This is a genomic window from Micromonospora sp. NPDC000442 (assembly GCF_042898635.1).
Classification (GTDB): Bacteria; Actinomycetota; Actinomycetes; order Mycobacteriales; family Micromonosporaceae; genus Micromonospora.
Genome location: NZ_JBIAYZ010000005.1, coordinates 38569 through 51542, shown reverse-complemented (window position 1 = coordinate 51542; position 12974 = coordinate 38569). Strand labels below are relative to the sequence as shown.

The following is a 12974-nucleotide window of genomic DNA, read 5'->3' as shown; positions in this document are numbered from 1 at the left end:
GGAGCGGGTGCCGCTCAGCGCAGGGCGAGGGCGCCGCCGAGCCGGTCGAGGAAACGGCGGTCGGCGGGAGCCAGCATGCCGCCGGGCCCTGCCGAGGACGCGGTACGACAGACCCGGGCGGCCACCGACTGCACCCACTGTCGGTAGGCCGCCGAGTCGGCGGGGTCGGTATGGCGATCCAGTACCCGCACGACGGCCCGGCAGGCGGCGAGCACGTCCACCAGGTCGGTGAGCTGCGCCGCTGGCGGGGATGCCCCGTCGTGCCGGGCGTAGATCGCGGCCACCACCGCCCGGACCAGATCGCTGTCGAAGGCTCGCCCAGCCGCCACCGCGTCCAGTCCGGCCAGGCCAGCCGCCACGCCCCGGTGCGGGCGCCCCGGGCCGGGCTCGGCAGCGGCCACGATCACCCGCCCGGGCAGGCTGGTGAGCAGGTCCCACTCGGTGGCGGAATAGGCGGTGGCGGTGGTGATTCGCTCGCTCATGGCGGGACCTCCGGCGCCAGCATATGCGCCCGGACCGGGGACGGAACCCCTACGCCGGGAACCCGCTGCGGCGCGCCGCCCTACCCCCGCCGGCTGCGACCCGACCGGGCGCGACGAGCCCGTCCTCGGGCGGAATCACCCGCGTACGGGTCAGCGGGGCTCGGGAAAACTGGGCCGCTCGGGGTCGACGCCGTCAGGCACGGATGCCGCGGCGTACTCCCGTTTGGGGACCATCACCTTGCGCCGGAAGACGCAGACCAGCGTGCCGTCCTGGTTGTAGCCGCGGGTTTCCACCGCCACCACGCCACGATCCGGCTTGGACGCGGACTCGCGCTTGTCCAGCACCGTGGTCTCGCCGTAGATCGTGTCGCCGTGGAAGGTGGGTGCGACGTGCCGCAGCGATTCGATCTCCAGGTTCGCGATGGCCTTGCCGCTGACGTCGGGCACCGACATGCCGAGCAGCAGCGAGTAGATGTAGTTGCCGACCACGACGTTGCGCTTGAACTGACTCGCCGTCTCGGCGTAGTGCGCGTCCATGTGCAGCGGATGGTGGTTCATGGTGAGCAGGCAGAACAGGTGGTCGTCGTACTCGGTGACCGTCTTGCCCGGCCAGTGGCGGTAGACCGCGTCGACCTCGAACTCCTCGTAGTAGCGGCCGAACTGCATCCTGGTCTCCTTCGACGGAGGCGGCGGAGTTCGGCACAGCATGCCTTATCGAGGGTTAAGGCGAACCGCAGGGCGGGACAGGCGTCGGAATGTCACACCAGCCGACCCCCGGAAAGGCCGCTTGATCAGCACCTGAGCGGGCGGGGCCAGCGCGGAGAAACCGAGGCCGGACGCAATGAGCGGCGGGGCCCTCCCCGGCACCCGCCGCCCACGCTCTGATGTCTCAAGATTCTGCCGTACACCCGTCCGGTCGCACAGAGACCGAGGTCACATTTATCTTTTTGTTACATTACTCTTAGTGACTGATCGTCGGTCAAAAAGCGATCTCTGCAGGTCGAATCGCCGCTCGTCAACGCCAAAGTTACTGCTTCGTACCGGGTCAGAGCGTTGATCTCATTGGAAACGCTCCCATTACGGGCGGTCACGCAAATGCGACATGCATGTGCGATCTGCGGACACCGTCGAAGACCGACGATGATCGATGCGGACAAAGACCCCACCCGGACTGCGACCAGGGTTACGGTGGCACCACGGCGGGAATGCGATGGGGTACGCCCGAGTTCCACCAGACGTAGCTGTTCCGCGTGATCGGAGAGACTCACATGGCAACCGTCGAGCTGACCACGGCTAACTTCGACCAGGTGACCGAGGGCAACGGCATCGTGCTGGTTGACTTCTGGGCCGACTGGTGCGGTCCCTGCAAGCGGTTCGCTCCGGTCTACGAGCGATCGTCCGACAAGCATGCGGACATCACCTTCGGCAAGGTGGACACCGAGGCGCAGCAGGAACTCGCCGCCAAGTTCGACATCCGGTCCATCCCGACCATCATGGCGATCCGCGACGGCGTGATCGTCTTCGCTCAGCCGGGTGCGCTGCCGGAGTCGGCTCTGGAGAACCTCATCGAGCAGGTTCAGGCGCTCGACATGGACGACGTTCGCAAGAAGCTCGCCGAGCACAAGCACTGATCTCACAGAGTCGATGGCCGGGCCCGCATCGGGCCCGGCCATCGGCGTCCGCACTCCCACCCTGACGCCGGACCCGTCACAGCTGGGACACGGCCCGCCGATCAGGCCACTCCAACGAGCGCCCGTGCCGTATCTTCAGCACGCGATGGATGCGTTGACGAGCCGCGGCCGTACGGTCCGGGTGGCGGTGACGGCACTCGGCCTCGCCGTCCTGCTCGCCGGCACGACCTGGGGCGCGGACGACCACTTCCCGTTCGGTCCCTTCCGGATGTACTCCACCTCCGATCCGGCCGACGCGGACGCCCCGGACACTCGGGTGGAAGGGGTCGACCTCAGCGGCAACCTCGTCGAGCTGGGCGAGGGAGCGACCGGCATCCGCCGGGCCGAGATCGAGGGTCAGCAGAGCCGGTACGTCGACGACCCCAGCCGGCTGCGCGAGATCGCCGAAGCGTACGGCCGGCGCCATCCCGACGCACCGGAACTAACCGAGGTCCGGATCGTGATCCGGTGGCACGACATCACCGACCGTCGGCCCACCGGTCGATGGGTCGACGAGACCGTCGTCCGCTGGCAGGTCACCCGATGAGTCGCTGGCTCACCGAAGCGGTGCCCCGCGGTCGCGTCGCCGCGTTCCGCACGCTTGTCTACCTCTTCGTCGCCGCCGACCTGGTCGTCTTCACCCCCTGGGTACGAGATCGCGTCGACGTACCCGGCAACCTCTACCAACCGCTGTTCGTCGGGCGGGTCCTGCCGCTGCCCACCCCCACCGCGACGCTGGTAAGCGTGATCTTCTGGGCCCTGCTGCTGCTGGCCCTGCTCGCCGCGACCGGACGGGCTCCCCGACTGCTCGGCTGGACGGTCTTCGCGCTCTACCTGGAGTGGATGATCGTCGCGATGAGCTACGGCAAGGTGGACCACGACCGGTTCGCCCTGCTCGTCGCGCTGGCCGTGCTGCCCACCGCGGGCCGGGCCCGGCACGGCGACCCGACCAGGACGGAGGCAGGCGGCTGGGCGCTGCGGGTCACCCAGATCTCGGTGGTCTGCACCTACTTCCTGGCGGCCTGGGCGAAGTTCCGCTTCGGCGGCCTGGACTGGGCGACCGGCTCGGTGCTCGCCAAGGCAATCATCCGACGCGGCACCGACCTGGCGGACCTGATCGCGCAGGTGCCCCACCTGCTGCTCGTCGCCCAGTTCGGCATCCTCGCCTTCGAACTGCTCAGCCCTCTGGTCTTCGTGCTGCCCGAGCGCTGGCGGCTCGCCACGGTCGGCTTCTTCTACTCGTTCCACCTGGTGACCATCGCGACCATCACCATCTCGTTCGCACCACACCTGGTCGCCATGACCAGCTTCCTGCCGCTGGAGAAGGTCCGCCCGCTCGTCGCAGTACGACAGTTCCTGGCCCGCAGGTTCACGCCCGACCAGCGAAGGCTCGACTCGGACCCGCTGCCGGCCGACACCCCGCCGGTGCCGGATCCGGCAGCGCCCTGACCGGCCCACGATCCCGTGCGCCGTACGACCCGGAGCGGGCAGGCATTCGTGCGAGGTGTCAGCCGCCGGATGGGCCGTAGAGGCGGTCCCGGGTCTCCTGGGGCAGCGAGCAGGCGGCCGTGCCGCCGGGCATCCGGTGCCGGTTGCGGGCCACCCAGCGGTACACGGGCCAGGCAGCGGCGCGTACCGGCGGAATCCGTAGCCCGGCTCCGGCGATCCGCCACCCACGGCCGCTGCCGGTCAGCAGCGCGGCGATGGCGTCCGGGCCGGCGGCCCGGCTGCCGTCGGCACCGACCCACTGCACCGCCTCCTCGCACTCGGCCTCGGTGAGACCGAGCCGGTCGAGATCGGCGAACTGCCAGGGCACCACGCGGGCGTCGGTCGGGATGCGACGCTCGATGAACTCCGCGCAGCGGGTGCAGAAGGCGCAGTCCCCGTCGTAGACGAAGGTCGACATGCCCTCATCCTGCCCCCATCGTCGGCTACCGCACACGCGAGTGTCCGGCGAGTCACTTGCACGTCGATAGCACATGTGTTCGAATACTTGCCATGCGCTGGGACAACCTCACCGCTCCCCCGGTCGAGGGAGTTCCCGGACGGGCAGCGCCAGCGACGCCACCCCTGCCGCTGGCGCTGCCCGATGCGGTCGTCCGCACCTTCGACACCCCCGATTTCGCCGGCATGACCTTCTACGAGGTGCGCGCCAAGTCGATCCTCAACAAGGTCCCGGGCACCTCCCGCGTCCCGTTCGAGTGGACCGTCAACCCGTACCGGGGATGCAGTCATGCATGTTCGTACTGCCTGTCCGGGGACACTCCGATCCTGATGGCCGACGGAGGCATCAGAGCGATACGCGATCTGGAGGTGGGCGACCGCATCTATGGGACCGAACGGCGGGGTGCCTACCGCCGCTACGTCGTGACCACCGTTCTGGCCAAGTGGTCGACGATGAAGCCGGCCTACCGGCTCACGCTCGAGGACGGCACGACATTTGTCGCGAGTGGCGATCACCGCTTCCTGACCGAACGGGGTTGGAAGCACGTCACGGGCGCCATGCACGGCGACGGCCAGCGCCCCTACCTGACCACGAACAACCGCCTGATCGGCACAGGGCGATTCGCAGCCGGACCGAAGGAGAACGACGCCTACCGAAAGGGCTATCTCAGCGGCATGATCCGCGGGGACGGCAACCTCGGCACCCACGTCTACCCGTACGGCGTCGTGCACAGGTTCCGGCTCGCGCTGGCCGACGAGGAAGCGCTGCACCGCACCCAGCGCTATCTGCGCGCGTTCGGAGTTGAGACGACACGGTTCTCCTTCACACCGGCCAGTTCACATCGCCGGGCGATGGAAGCCATCCGCTCCTCCAGGGAGGCGGACCTGAACGCCATCCGGAGGCTCATCGCGTGGCCCGCGCAGCCCGACGACGACTGGTACCGAGGTTTCCTCGCCGGCATCTTCGACGCCGAAGGAAGTTGTAGCCGGGGGATCCTCCGGATCTCCAATGCCGACGACGCCATCCTGACCCGGACAGCGGACGCGTTACGTCACTTCGACCTCTCCGCCATACTTGAGGGTTCTGGGCGGGCCAACCGGGTCCGCACCCTGAGGGTGACGGGTGGCCTCGCGGAACGTCTGCGGTTTTTCCACCTGACCGATCCCGCCATCACCCGCAAACGTTCGATCGAGGGGGCTGCGGTGAAGTGCCGGGCCAGGCTGCGGGTCACCGAGATCGAATCTCTCGGGCTGGACCTTCCGCTGTGGGACATCACCACGGGCACCGGTGACTTCATCGCCGACGGGGTGGTGAGCCACAACTGCTTTGCCCGAAATACTCACACCTACCTTGACTTCGACGCGGGGGCGGACTTCGACAGCCGGGTGGTCGTCAAGGTCAACGCGGGTGAGCTGCTGCGCCGTGAGCTGGCCGCACCACGCTGGCGCGGCGCGCACGTGGCGATGGGCACGAACGTCGACTGCTACCAGCGGGCCGAAGGGCGCTACCGGCTCATGCCGCCGATCATCGAGGCGCTGCGCGACTTCGCGAATCCGTTCTCCATCCTGACCAAGGGCACCCTGATCCAACGTGATCTCCCGCTGCTGCGGCAGGCGGCCGAGGCCGCTCGGGTGGGCGTCTCCTTCTCGGTCGGGTTCGTCGACGAGCGACTGTGGCGCTCGGTCGAGCCCGGCACGCCGAGCCCACGCCGCCGGCTCGACGCGGTACGCCGGTTCGCCGACGCCGGCTTCGAGGTGGGCGTATTGATGGCGCCGATCCTGCCCGGCCTCTCCGACTCGGACGAGTCGATCGAGGCCACCGTGGCGGCGATCGCCGCGGCGGGCGCGGCCAGCGTGACGCCGCTTGCGCTACACCTGCGTCCCGGCGCTCGCGAGTGGTACGCGCGGTGGCTCGGGCAGGAGCACCCCCATCTGGTTCCGCGCTACCGGGAGCTGTTCCGGGCGGGCGCGTACGCGCCGCAGTCCTACCAGCGGGAGCTGACCGCCCGGGTCCGCATCGCCGCCCGCCGTCACGGGCTGATCCGGGCCGAGGCCGGCGAACACCGTGCCGCGCCGCAGCCAGCACCAGCACCGGAGCAGCTGAGCCTGCTCTGAACAGGGCGGGGCGGGGGAGGCTGAGCGTTGTCGAAAGGTCGATCGGGGGCAGCCTGGACAGCGACGCGGCTACAGTCGTCGGATGCGTGCCGCCAAGCAGATCCTCGCCGACGCCGCCGTGATCGCCGTCGTCGGTGCGTCCCGCGATCCGTTCAAGGCTGCTCACCGCGTACCGCTGGAGATGCAGCGGCATGGCTGGCGCATCATTCCGGTCAACCCGACCGCCGACAAACTCTTCGGCGAGCCGGTCTACCGGTCCCTGGCCGACATCCCGCACCCGGTCGACCTGGTCGACGTGTTCCGGCCGGCCCACGACGCCGTGGAAGTGGTGCGGCAGGCGGTGGCGGTCGGCGCCCCGGCGGTGTGGTTGCAGCTCGGCATCGTCTCGGCGCAGGCTCGGCAGATCGCCGAGGAGGCCGGGATCGACTACGTCGAGGACCGCTGCCTGATCGTGGAGCGGGCCGCCGCCGGGCTGACCCGCCGGAGCTGAGCGCTCAGAGCTTGTACTCGCGGAGCAGGCCCCGGGAGATGATCGTCTTTTGGATCTCGGAGGTGCCCTCGCCGATGAGCAGGAACGGGGCCTCCCGCATCAGCCGCTCGATCTCGTACTCCTTGGAGTAGCCGTAGCCGCCGTGGATGCGGAACGCCTCCTGGACGACCTCGGCGCAGTACTCCGAGGCGAGCAGCTTCGCCATCCCGGCCTCGACGTCGTTGCGCTGGCCGGCGTCCTTGAGTCGGGCCGCGTTGACCATCAGGGCGTGCGCCGCCTCGATCTTCGTACCCATCTCGGCCAGCTTGAAGGCGATGGCCTGGTGCTTCGCGAGCGGCTGACCGAAGGTCCGGCGTTGCTGGGCGTACCCGACGGCCAGTTCGAAGGCCCGGATGGAGATGCCGCAGGCCCGGGCGGCGACGTTTACCCGGCCGACCTCGATGCCGTCCATCATCTGGTAGAAACCCCTGCCCACGTGGTCGGCACCGCCGAGGACGGCACTGTCGGGGACGGTGACGCCGTCGAGCACCATCTCAGTGGTTTCGACGCCCTTGTAACCCATCTTGTCGATCTTGCCGGGGATGGTCAGGCCCGGGGCGGTCTCGCCGAAGCCGGGTTCCTTCTCCAGTAGGAAGGTGCTCATGTTGCCGTAGACCGTGTCGGCGCCGGTCTCGGTCCGGACCAGGGTGGCCACCACCGACGAGTACGCGCCGTTGGTCAGCCACATCTTCTGGCCGTTGATGACGAAGCGGTCACCGTCGCGGACCGCCTTCGACTTGATCGCCGAGACGTCGGAGCCGCACTCCGGTTCCGACATGGAGAAGGCACCGCGTACCTCGCCGGTGGCCATCCTCGGCAGCAGCCGGGCCCGCTGGTCGGCGGAGCCGTGCTGGGAGATCAGGTACGCCACGATGAAGTGTGTGTTGACGATGCCGGAGATCGACATCCAGCCTCGGGAGAGTTCCTCCACCACCAGTGCGTAGGTCAGCAGGGACTCACCGAGACCGCCGTACTCCTCGGCGATGGTGAGCCCGAACAGGCCCATCTCCTTCATCCCGTCGAGGATGTCGGCCGGGTACTCGTCGGCGTGCTCCAGGCGCTGCGCGTGCGGGATGATCTCCTTGTCCGCGAACTCCCGGACGGTCTCCAGGATCGACTGCTGCTCGTCGGTCAGGCCGGGCGTCTGGGCGAGTCGAGCCATCTCAGCCTCCGGGGAATCGGCGCCTACTCACTGGTAACTAAACGCTCGATCAGTATCGTCGCCCGGGCCGGGGCGGCCAAGGTGACCAGTCCACACAACCGCTGTGAAAAGCTTCACCGCTGCGGGTAGCGTCCCGCAATGAGGGCCTTCCCCACCAGGGCGGACGGGCCGCGCGGGGACTGTAGGGCGGTACGGAGGAGGAGAGCGTGGGCCAACCACCGGAGCCGGACCAGCCGCCGTCGCCCTACGAGCCACCGCCGGGCGGTCAGCAGCCGCAGTACGGCCAACCGTACGGACAGCAGCCGGGCGAACAGCAGCACGGACAGCCGGCGTACGGGCAGCCGTCGTACGAGCATCCGGGGCAGCCGCCGCACGGCCAACAGTGGGGTCAGCAACCGCCGTACGCCCCGCAGGTGCCCTACGGGCAGTACGGACCGCCGGGCGGCCAGGGCGGCGGGCGCGGCACCAACGTGCTGGCCATCCTGTCGCTGGTCTTCGCCTTCGTCTTCGCCCCCGCCGGCATCGCCCTCGGGCACCTGGCCAAGCGGCAGCTGCGCACCAGCGGCGAGGACGGCGAGCAGCTCGCCACCTGGGGCCTGATCCTCAGCTACATCTTCACCGGCCTCTTCCTGCTGGCCTGCTGCGGCTGGCTGGCGCTGGCGATCTGGGCCGGCTCCGACGGCACCGGCACCTGATCCCGTTCAGCGGAACTGGGCCTCCCGCACGCTGTTGCCGCCGTCGACCACAAGCATCTGCCCGGTGATGTACGACGCGGCTGGTGAGCAGAGGAACGTGATCGCCGCAGCCACCTCGTCGGGGGTGCCGGGGCGTCCCACCGGCGTACCCAGACCCTGCTTGATCTCGGCCATGGTCGAGGCCGCGGTGTAGATGGTGCCCGGGGCCACGGCGTTGACCGTCACCCCGTCGGCGATCATCTCCATGGCCAGCGCCCGGGTCAGGCCCACCACGCCCGCCTTGGCCGCCGCGTAGGCCGCCTCGGTGGGCAGCGCGTTGACCGGACCGGCGGTGGCGGCCAGATTCACGATCCGGCCCCAACCGCGCTCGGCCATGCCGCCGATGAAGGCCCGGCTGCACAGGAAGGCGGTGGTGAGGTTCCGGTCGATCTCGCCCCGCCACTCGTCGTAGCTGAGCTGGGCGACCGGGCGCAGCACCTCCGGGCTGGCCCGACTGGCCAACCCGGCGTTGTTGACCAGCACCTCGACGTCACCGAGTTGCTCGGCCACCGCATCGGCCAGCGCGCCCACCTCAGACTCGTCGGTGAGGTCGGCGACGAAACCGGTCACCCCGAGTTCGCCGGCCCGCTCGTGGATGCGCCGGGTGGTCGACACGATCGCCACCCGGGCGCCGAGGTCGGACAGTCGGCGAGCGGTCGCGTACCCGATGCCGTCCGGGCTACCCGCCCCCGTCACCAGCGCGACCTTGCCGTCCAACCGCATGGTCACCGGCTCGGGCAGTAAAGCTGGAGCATCCTGGTCGCCGGGCTCCGGTGCTGCGGCAGGGCGTGGCCGCCGGCTCATGCCCGGCCGGCTGACGTCCCGTCTCGGTCTGTTGCCGGAACGGTCCGCCGCACGCGCGTCAATCCCCATGCCGAGATCCTGCCCTTCCCGCCGCTGTCGGGCAACGCGCACCCGGTGCCGGGCGCGTCGCGGGGTGCGTGGCGGTGACTACCCTGACTGCGCCACATCATCGCGACGGAAGAGAAGCCCGATGACGCAACCCCCGCCGGCGGGCGGCTGGCCCGACCCCGCATCGACCGGCCAGCCGTCCGGCCCGCCCGCCGACCCGACCCTGCCGGTCAGCCCGCAGCCACCCATTCCACCGCAACCGTCCGGATACGATCCGTATCAGCCGTCGCCGGCCGACCCGTACGCCGGCATGAAGTCGGACCCGGCCGCCGCGCCGTACCCGCCGGCCGGTTACCCGCCAGCTCAGCCCGCCGGTTATCCGCCGGCTCAGCCCGCCGGTTACCCGCCGGCCCCGCCCGGCTACGGCTACCCCCCGCCCGGGTACGGCTACCCGCAGCAGAAGACGAACTCTATGGCGATCGTCGCCCTGGTCCTCTCCCTGATCGGGATCGGCTCATGTATCACCGCTCCGGTCGGTGCCATCATGGGACACGTGGCCATGCGCCAGATCCGGGAGACCGGCGAGAGCGGCGAGGGAATGGCCAAGGCCGCCATCATCGTCGGCTGGATCCTCACCGGCCTGCTCGCGCTGGTGATCATCGGTTACGCCGTCGCGATCGCCTTCGCCATCGCGAGCTCGTCCTCCACCACCTGACCAGCGACGCCCGCCCCGGCCGAGGTCGGGGCGGGCGCGGGGTGACTGGTACGGCTACTCGGCCGGCGGGTCGAACGTCGTGGTGCGCGTCATGCCGGCGGCCCGGCCCTTGGCGGCGATCACCAGCGCCATCTTGCGGGAAGCCTCGTCGATCATTTCGTCGCCGAGCATCACCGCGCCCAGCCGGCCACCCGCCTCCGAGGTGTAGTGCTGGTACGCGTCGAGAATCAACTCGGCTTGGTCGTAGTCGGCCTGGGCCGGCGAGTAGACCTCGTTCGCGGCCTCGATCTGACCGGGATGCAGTACCCATTTGCCGTCGAAGCCGAGTGCTGCGGACCGCTTCGCGACCTCGCGGAACGCGTCGGTGTCCCGGATCTGCAGGAACGGGCCGTCGATGGCCTGCTTGTCGTGCATCCGGGCGGCCATCAGGATGCGCATCAGGATGTAGTGGTACGGGTCGCCCGGGTAGTCGGGGATGAGGGCCCCCACCACAAGCGACTTCATGTTGATCGAGGCCATGAAGTCGGCCGGGCCGAAGATGATCGTCTCGACGCGTGGCGACGCGGCGGCGATGGCGTCGACGTTGACCAGGCCGGCGGCGTTCTCGATCTGCGCCTCGACGCCGATCCGGCCCACCTCCAGGCCGAGGGTCTTCTCCAGTTGGGTGAGGGTCATGTCCAGCCACTGCACCTGCGCCGCGTTCTGCACCTTCGGCAACATCACGCAGTCGAGGTTGGCCCCCGCCCCCTCCACCACGTCGATGACGTCCCGGTACGTCCACGGGGTGGTGAGGTCGTTGACCCGGACGACCCGGGTCTTTCCGGCCCAGTCGCCCTCGTTCAGCGCGGCCACGATGTTCTTGCGGGCGTCCGGCTTGGCCAGTGGGGCGACCGCGTCCTCCAGGTCGAGGAAGACCTGGTCGGCCGGGAGGCCCTGGGCCTTGCCGAGCATCTTGACGCTCGATCCGGGCACGGCCAGGCAGGACCGGCGGGGACGCCCAACAACGGCCATCGACGGCGCTCCTTCCGGGGTACGGCAGGCCCGCCGCCCCTGACTTAACGATCCCAAAGGTGCTTGTGACGCCACGGTAACCTCGTGCCGTGACCGCGGTGAATGGACCTGTGGAAGATGTCACTGACCGTCGACTGGTCGTGATCACCGGAGCGAGTTCCGGCATCGGGTTGGCTGCCGCCACCGGTCTTGCCTGCCGGGGCGACCAGGTGGTCCTGGTCGGCCGGGATCCGGCCCGGCTGCGGGCCGCCGCCGACGAGGTCCGCGAGGCCTCCGGGGAGCGACCCGAGGTGTTCCGCGCCGACTTCGCCGTCCTCGACGACGTCCGGCAGATGGCCGAGCGGCTACGCGCCGCGTACGACCGGATCGACGTGCTGGCCAACAACGCCGGCGCGATCGTGCTCCAGCCGGTCACCACGGTCGACGGTTTCGAGCTGTCCATCCAGGCCAACCACCTGGCGCCCTTCCTGCTCGCCAACCTGCTGGCCGACCGGGTGGGTCGGATGGTGGTAACCGCCTCCGGCGCGCATCGCAGCGGCACGCTGGATCCGAACGACCTGAACGCGCCGTTGCGCCGCTACCGCCCGATGTCCGCGTACGGCACCAGCAAGCAGGCGAACATCCTGTTCACCGCCGAGGCGGCCCGGAGGTGGCCGCAGATCGACTCGTACTGCTTCCATCCCGGGGTGGTGCGGACCCGCTTCGGTAACGAGAGTCGGGTGGTCGCCATGGGCATGCGTCTGCTGCCGTTTCGCAGCCCGGCCAAGGGCGCGCGGACGCTGGTCTGGCTGGCCAACCAGGACCGGGCCCGGTTGCACGACGGTGGCTACTACTTCGACTGCCGACCACGCCGCCCATGGCCGAAGGCGGCCGACCCGCGGCTCGCCGCGCGACTCTGGGCGGCCAGCGCCGCCGCGGTGGGCATTCCGGACTGACGACACCGGCGGCGCAACCGGGTCGCCCGGCCTGCCGATGCATCGGGCGGGGCAACCGGGTCGCCGCGGTCGGGAAACATTGCGATACTCCGCGCCATGACCGTCACAGAGGGCGCCAACCTGCGGGTGCTCGGCAAGGACGAGGCGCTGGCCGCCCGGCTGGATGCCGAGCTGACCGCCTTCAACCAGCGGGCCACCGGCGCCACCGACGAGGCGGAGCTGTCCGTCCGGGTCACCGACGCGGACGGCGAGCTGCTGGCCGGGTTGACCGGATGGAGCTGGGGTACCTGTGCCGGGATCAACATGGTCTGGGTCCGCGCGGATCGGCGCGGCGAAGGCTGGGGCGGTCGCCTGCTGACAGCCGCCGAGCAGGAGGCCCAACGACGCGGCTGCACCGAAATCTCGGTCGCCTCGTTCTCGTTCCAGGCCCCGGGCTTCTACCGCCGGCACGGCTACCTCGACACCGGCCGGCGGGAGGGCATCCCGGGCGGTCACGTCGACCACCAGTTCTGGAAGTCACTTGTCACCGAGACGTCGGCAGCGGTGCGCCTGGTCGCGCTCGTGGAGCTGCCCGACGACGCGGTCGAGGCCGGGCAACGGTACGAGGACACGGTGCTCGCCCTGCTGCCACGGCACGGTGGCCGGCTGGAACGGCGGCTGCGTACCGGGGACGGGCGTTCCGAGGTGCACGTCATCCGGTTCGACACCCGGGCCGGCTACGAGGCGTTCCTGGCCGATCCGGAGCGAACCGCGCTGCGCGGGACGCTGGGGGAGGCCGCACCCCGGGCCCGGGTGCTTGAGGTGCACGAGGTGTGACCGGCGGGG

The 12974-nt window shown here is 69.8% G+C and carries 15 protein-coding genes; 9 read left to right on the top strand and 6 right to left on the bottom strand.

Features of this window, described 5'->3' with window-relative positions; translation table 11 throughout:
* Window positions 1–14: 14 nt before the first annotated feature.
* Both ACFY2A_RS09375 and ACFY2A_RS09370 read right to left on the bottom strand, forming a co-directional pair.
* A complete protein-coding gene (locus tag ACFY2A_RS09375; protein WP_363923910.1) occupies window positions 15–482 on the bottom strand; it encodes a hypothetical protein in 468 nt (155 codons plus the stop codon).
* A 150-nt stretch (window positions 483–632) separates the two neighbouring features.
* Complete coding sequence (locus ACFY2A_RS09370) at window positions 633–1148, bottom strand: MaoC family dehydratase (RefSeq protein ID WP_387170206.1); 516 nt, start codon at window positions 1146–1148, stop codon at window positions 633–635.
* Window positions 1149–1750: 602 nt separating this feature from the next.
* On the opposite strand from ACFY2A_RS09370, the gene trxA reads away from it, so the two are divergent.
* From trxA to ACFY2A_RS09355, 3 genes are all read left to right on the top strand, one after another.
* On the top strand, window positions 1751–2113 hold the full coding sequence (gene trxA / locus ACFY2A_RS09365) for a thioredoxin (protein WP_093408323.1): 363 nt from the start codon (window positions 1751–1753) through the stop codon (window positions 2111–2113).
* Between the two features lie 124 nt (window positions 2114–2237).
* Window positions 2238–2699 carry a hypothetical protein gene (locus ACFY2A_RS09360; protein ID WP_363923913.1) on the top strand — a complete coding sequence of 154 codons (462 nt, stop codon included), beginning with the start codon at window positions 2238–2240 and terminating at the stop codon, window positions 2697–2699.
* Entirely contained in the window at window positions 2696–3601 is a 906-nt protein-coding gene (locus ACFY2A_RS09355) for an MFS transporter permease (protein WP_387170203.1), read from the top strand. Before ACFY2A_RS09360 ends, ACFY2A_RS09355 begins: the two co-directional genes overlap by 4 nt.
* Before the next feature lie 58 nt (window positions 3602–3659).
* On the opposite strand, the gene ACFY2A_RS09350 is transcribed toward ACFY2A_RS09355, so the two are convergent.
* Complete coding sequence (locus tag ACFY2A_RS09350) at window positions 3660–4058, bottom strand: thiol-disulfide oxidoreductase DCC family protein (RefSeq protein ID WP_387170201.1); 399 nt, start codon at window positions 4056–4058, stop codon at window positions 3660–3662.
* A 92-nt stretch (window positions 4059–4150) separates the two neighbouring features.
* Here ACFY2A_RS09350 and ACFY2A_RS09345 point away from each other — a divergent pair, with 92 nt between their 5' ends.
* Together ACFY2A_RS09345 and ACFY2A_RS09340 are read left to right on the top strand one after the other, a co-directional pair.
* The gene (locus ACFY2A_RS09345; protein WP_387170199.1) at window positions 4151–6211 is read left to right on the top strand and encodes an intein-containing Rv2578c family radical SAM protein; all 2061 of its coding nucleotides are present in this window, start codon (window positions 4151–4153) and stop codon (window positions 6209–6211) included.
* Window positions 6212–6293: 82 nt separating this feature from the next.
* Complete coding sequence (locus tag ACFY2A_RS09340) at window positions 6294–6701, top strand: CoA-binding protein (protein WP_387170197.1); 408 nt, start codon at window positions 6294–6296, stop codon at window positions 6699–6701.
* A gap of 4 nt (window positions 6702–6705) precedes the next feature.
* Here ACFY2A_RS09340 and ACFY2A_RS09335 read toward each other — a convergent pair whose 3' ends face one another.
* The gene (locus ACFY2A_RS09335; protein WP_387170195.1) at window positions 6706–7902 is read right to left on the bottom strand and encodes an acyl-CoA dehydrogenase family protein; all 1197 of its coding nucleotides are present in this window, start codon (window positions 7900–7902) and stop codon (window positions 6706–6708) included.
* A 206-nt stretch (window positions 7903–8108) separates the two neighbouring features.
* Here ACFY2A_RS09335 and ACFY2A_RS09330 point away from each other — a divergent pair, with 206 nt between their 5' ends.
* Window positions 8109–8597, top strand: a complete 489-nt coding sequence (locus ACFY2A_RS09330) for a DUF4190 domain-containing protein (RefSeq protein ID WP_363923920.1) — start codon at window positions 8109–8111, stop codon at window positions 8595–8597.
* 6 nt (window positions 8598–8603) lie between these two features.
* Here ACFY2A_RS09330 and ACFY2A_RS09325 read toward each other — a convergent pair whose 3' ends face one another.
* Window positions 8604–9509, bottom strand: coding sequence for an SDR family NAD(P)-dependent oxidoreductase (locus tag ACFY2A_RS09325; protein ID WP_387170192.1), 906 nt, complete (start codon window positions 9507–9509; stop codon window positions 8604–8606).
* 121 nt (window positions 9510–9630) lie between these two features.
* On the opposite strand from ACFY2A_RS09325, the gene ACFY2A_RS09320 reads away from it, so the two are divergent.
* Window positions 9631–10203 carry a DUF4190 domain-containing protein gene (locus ACFY2A_RS09320; RefSeq protein ID WP_387170190.1) on the top strand — a complete coding sequence of 191 codons (573 nt, stop codon included), beginning with the start codon at window positions 9631–9633 and terminating at the stop codon, window positions 10201–10203.
* Window positions 10204–10257: 54 nt separating this feature from the next.
* On the opposite strand, the gene ACFY2A_RS09315 is transcribed toward ACFY2A_RS09320, so the two are convergent.
* Window positions 10258–11214: an HpcH/HpaI aldolase/citrate lyase family protein gene (locus ACFY2A_RS09315; protein WP_387170188.1), complete on the bottom strand. Its 957-nt coding sequence runs from the start codon at window positions 11212–11214 to the stop codon at window positions 10258–10260.
* Between the two features lie 110 nt (window positions 11215–11324).
* On the opposite strand from ACFY2A_RS09315, the gene ACFY2A_RS09310 reads away from it, so the two are divergent.
* Together ACFY2A_RS09310 and ACFY2A_RS09305 are read left to right on the top strand one after the other, a co-directional pair.
* Window positions 11325–12149 carry an SDR family NAD(P)-dependent oxidoreductase gene (locus ACFY2A_RS09310; protein ID WP_387170710.1) on the top strand — a complete coding sequence of 275 codons (825 nt, stop codon included), beginning with the start codon at window positions 11325–11327 and terminating at the stop codon, window positions 12147–12149.
* 96 nt (window positions 12150–12245) lie between these two features.
* Entirely contained in the window at window positions 12246–12965 is a 720-nt protein-coding gene (locus tag ACFY2A_RS09305; protein ID WP_387170186.1) for a GNAT family N-acetyltransferase, read from the top strand.
* The last annotated feature ends 9 nt before the right edge of the window (window positions 12966–12974 follow it).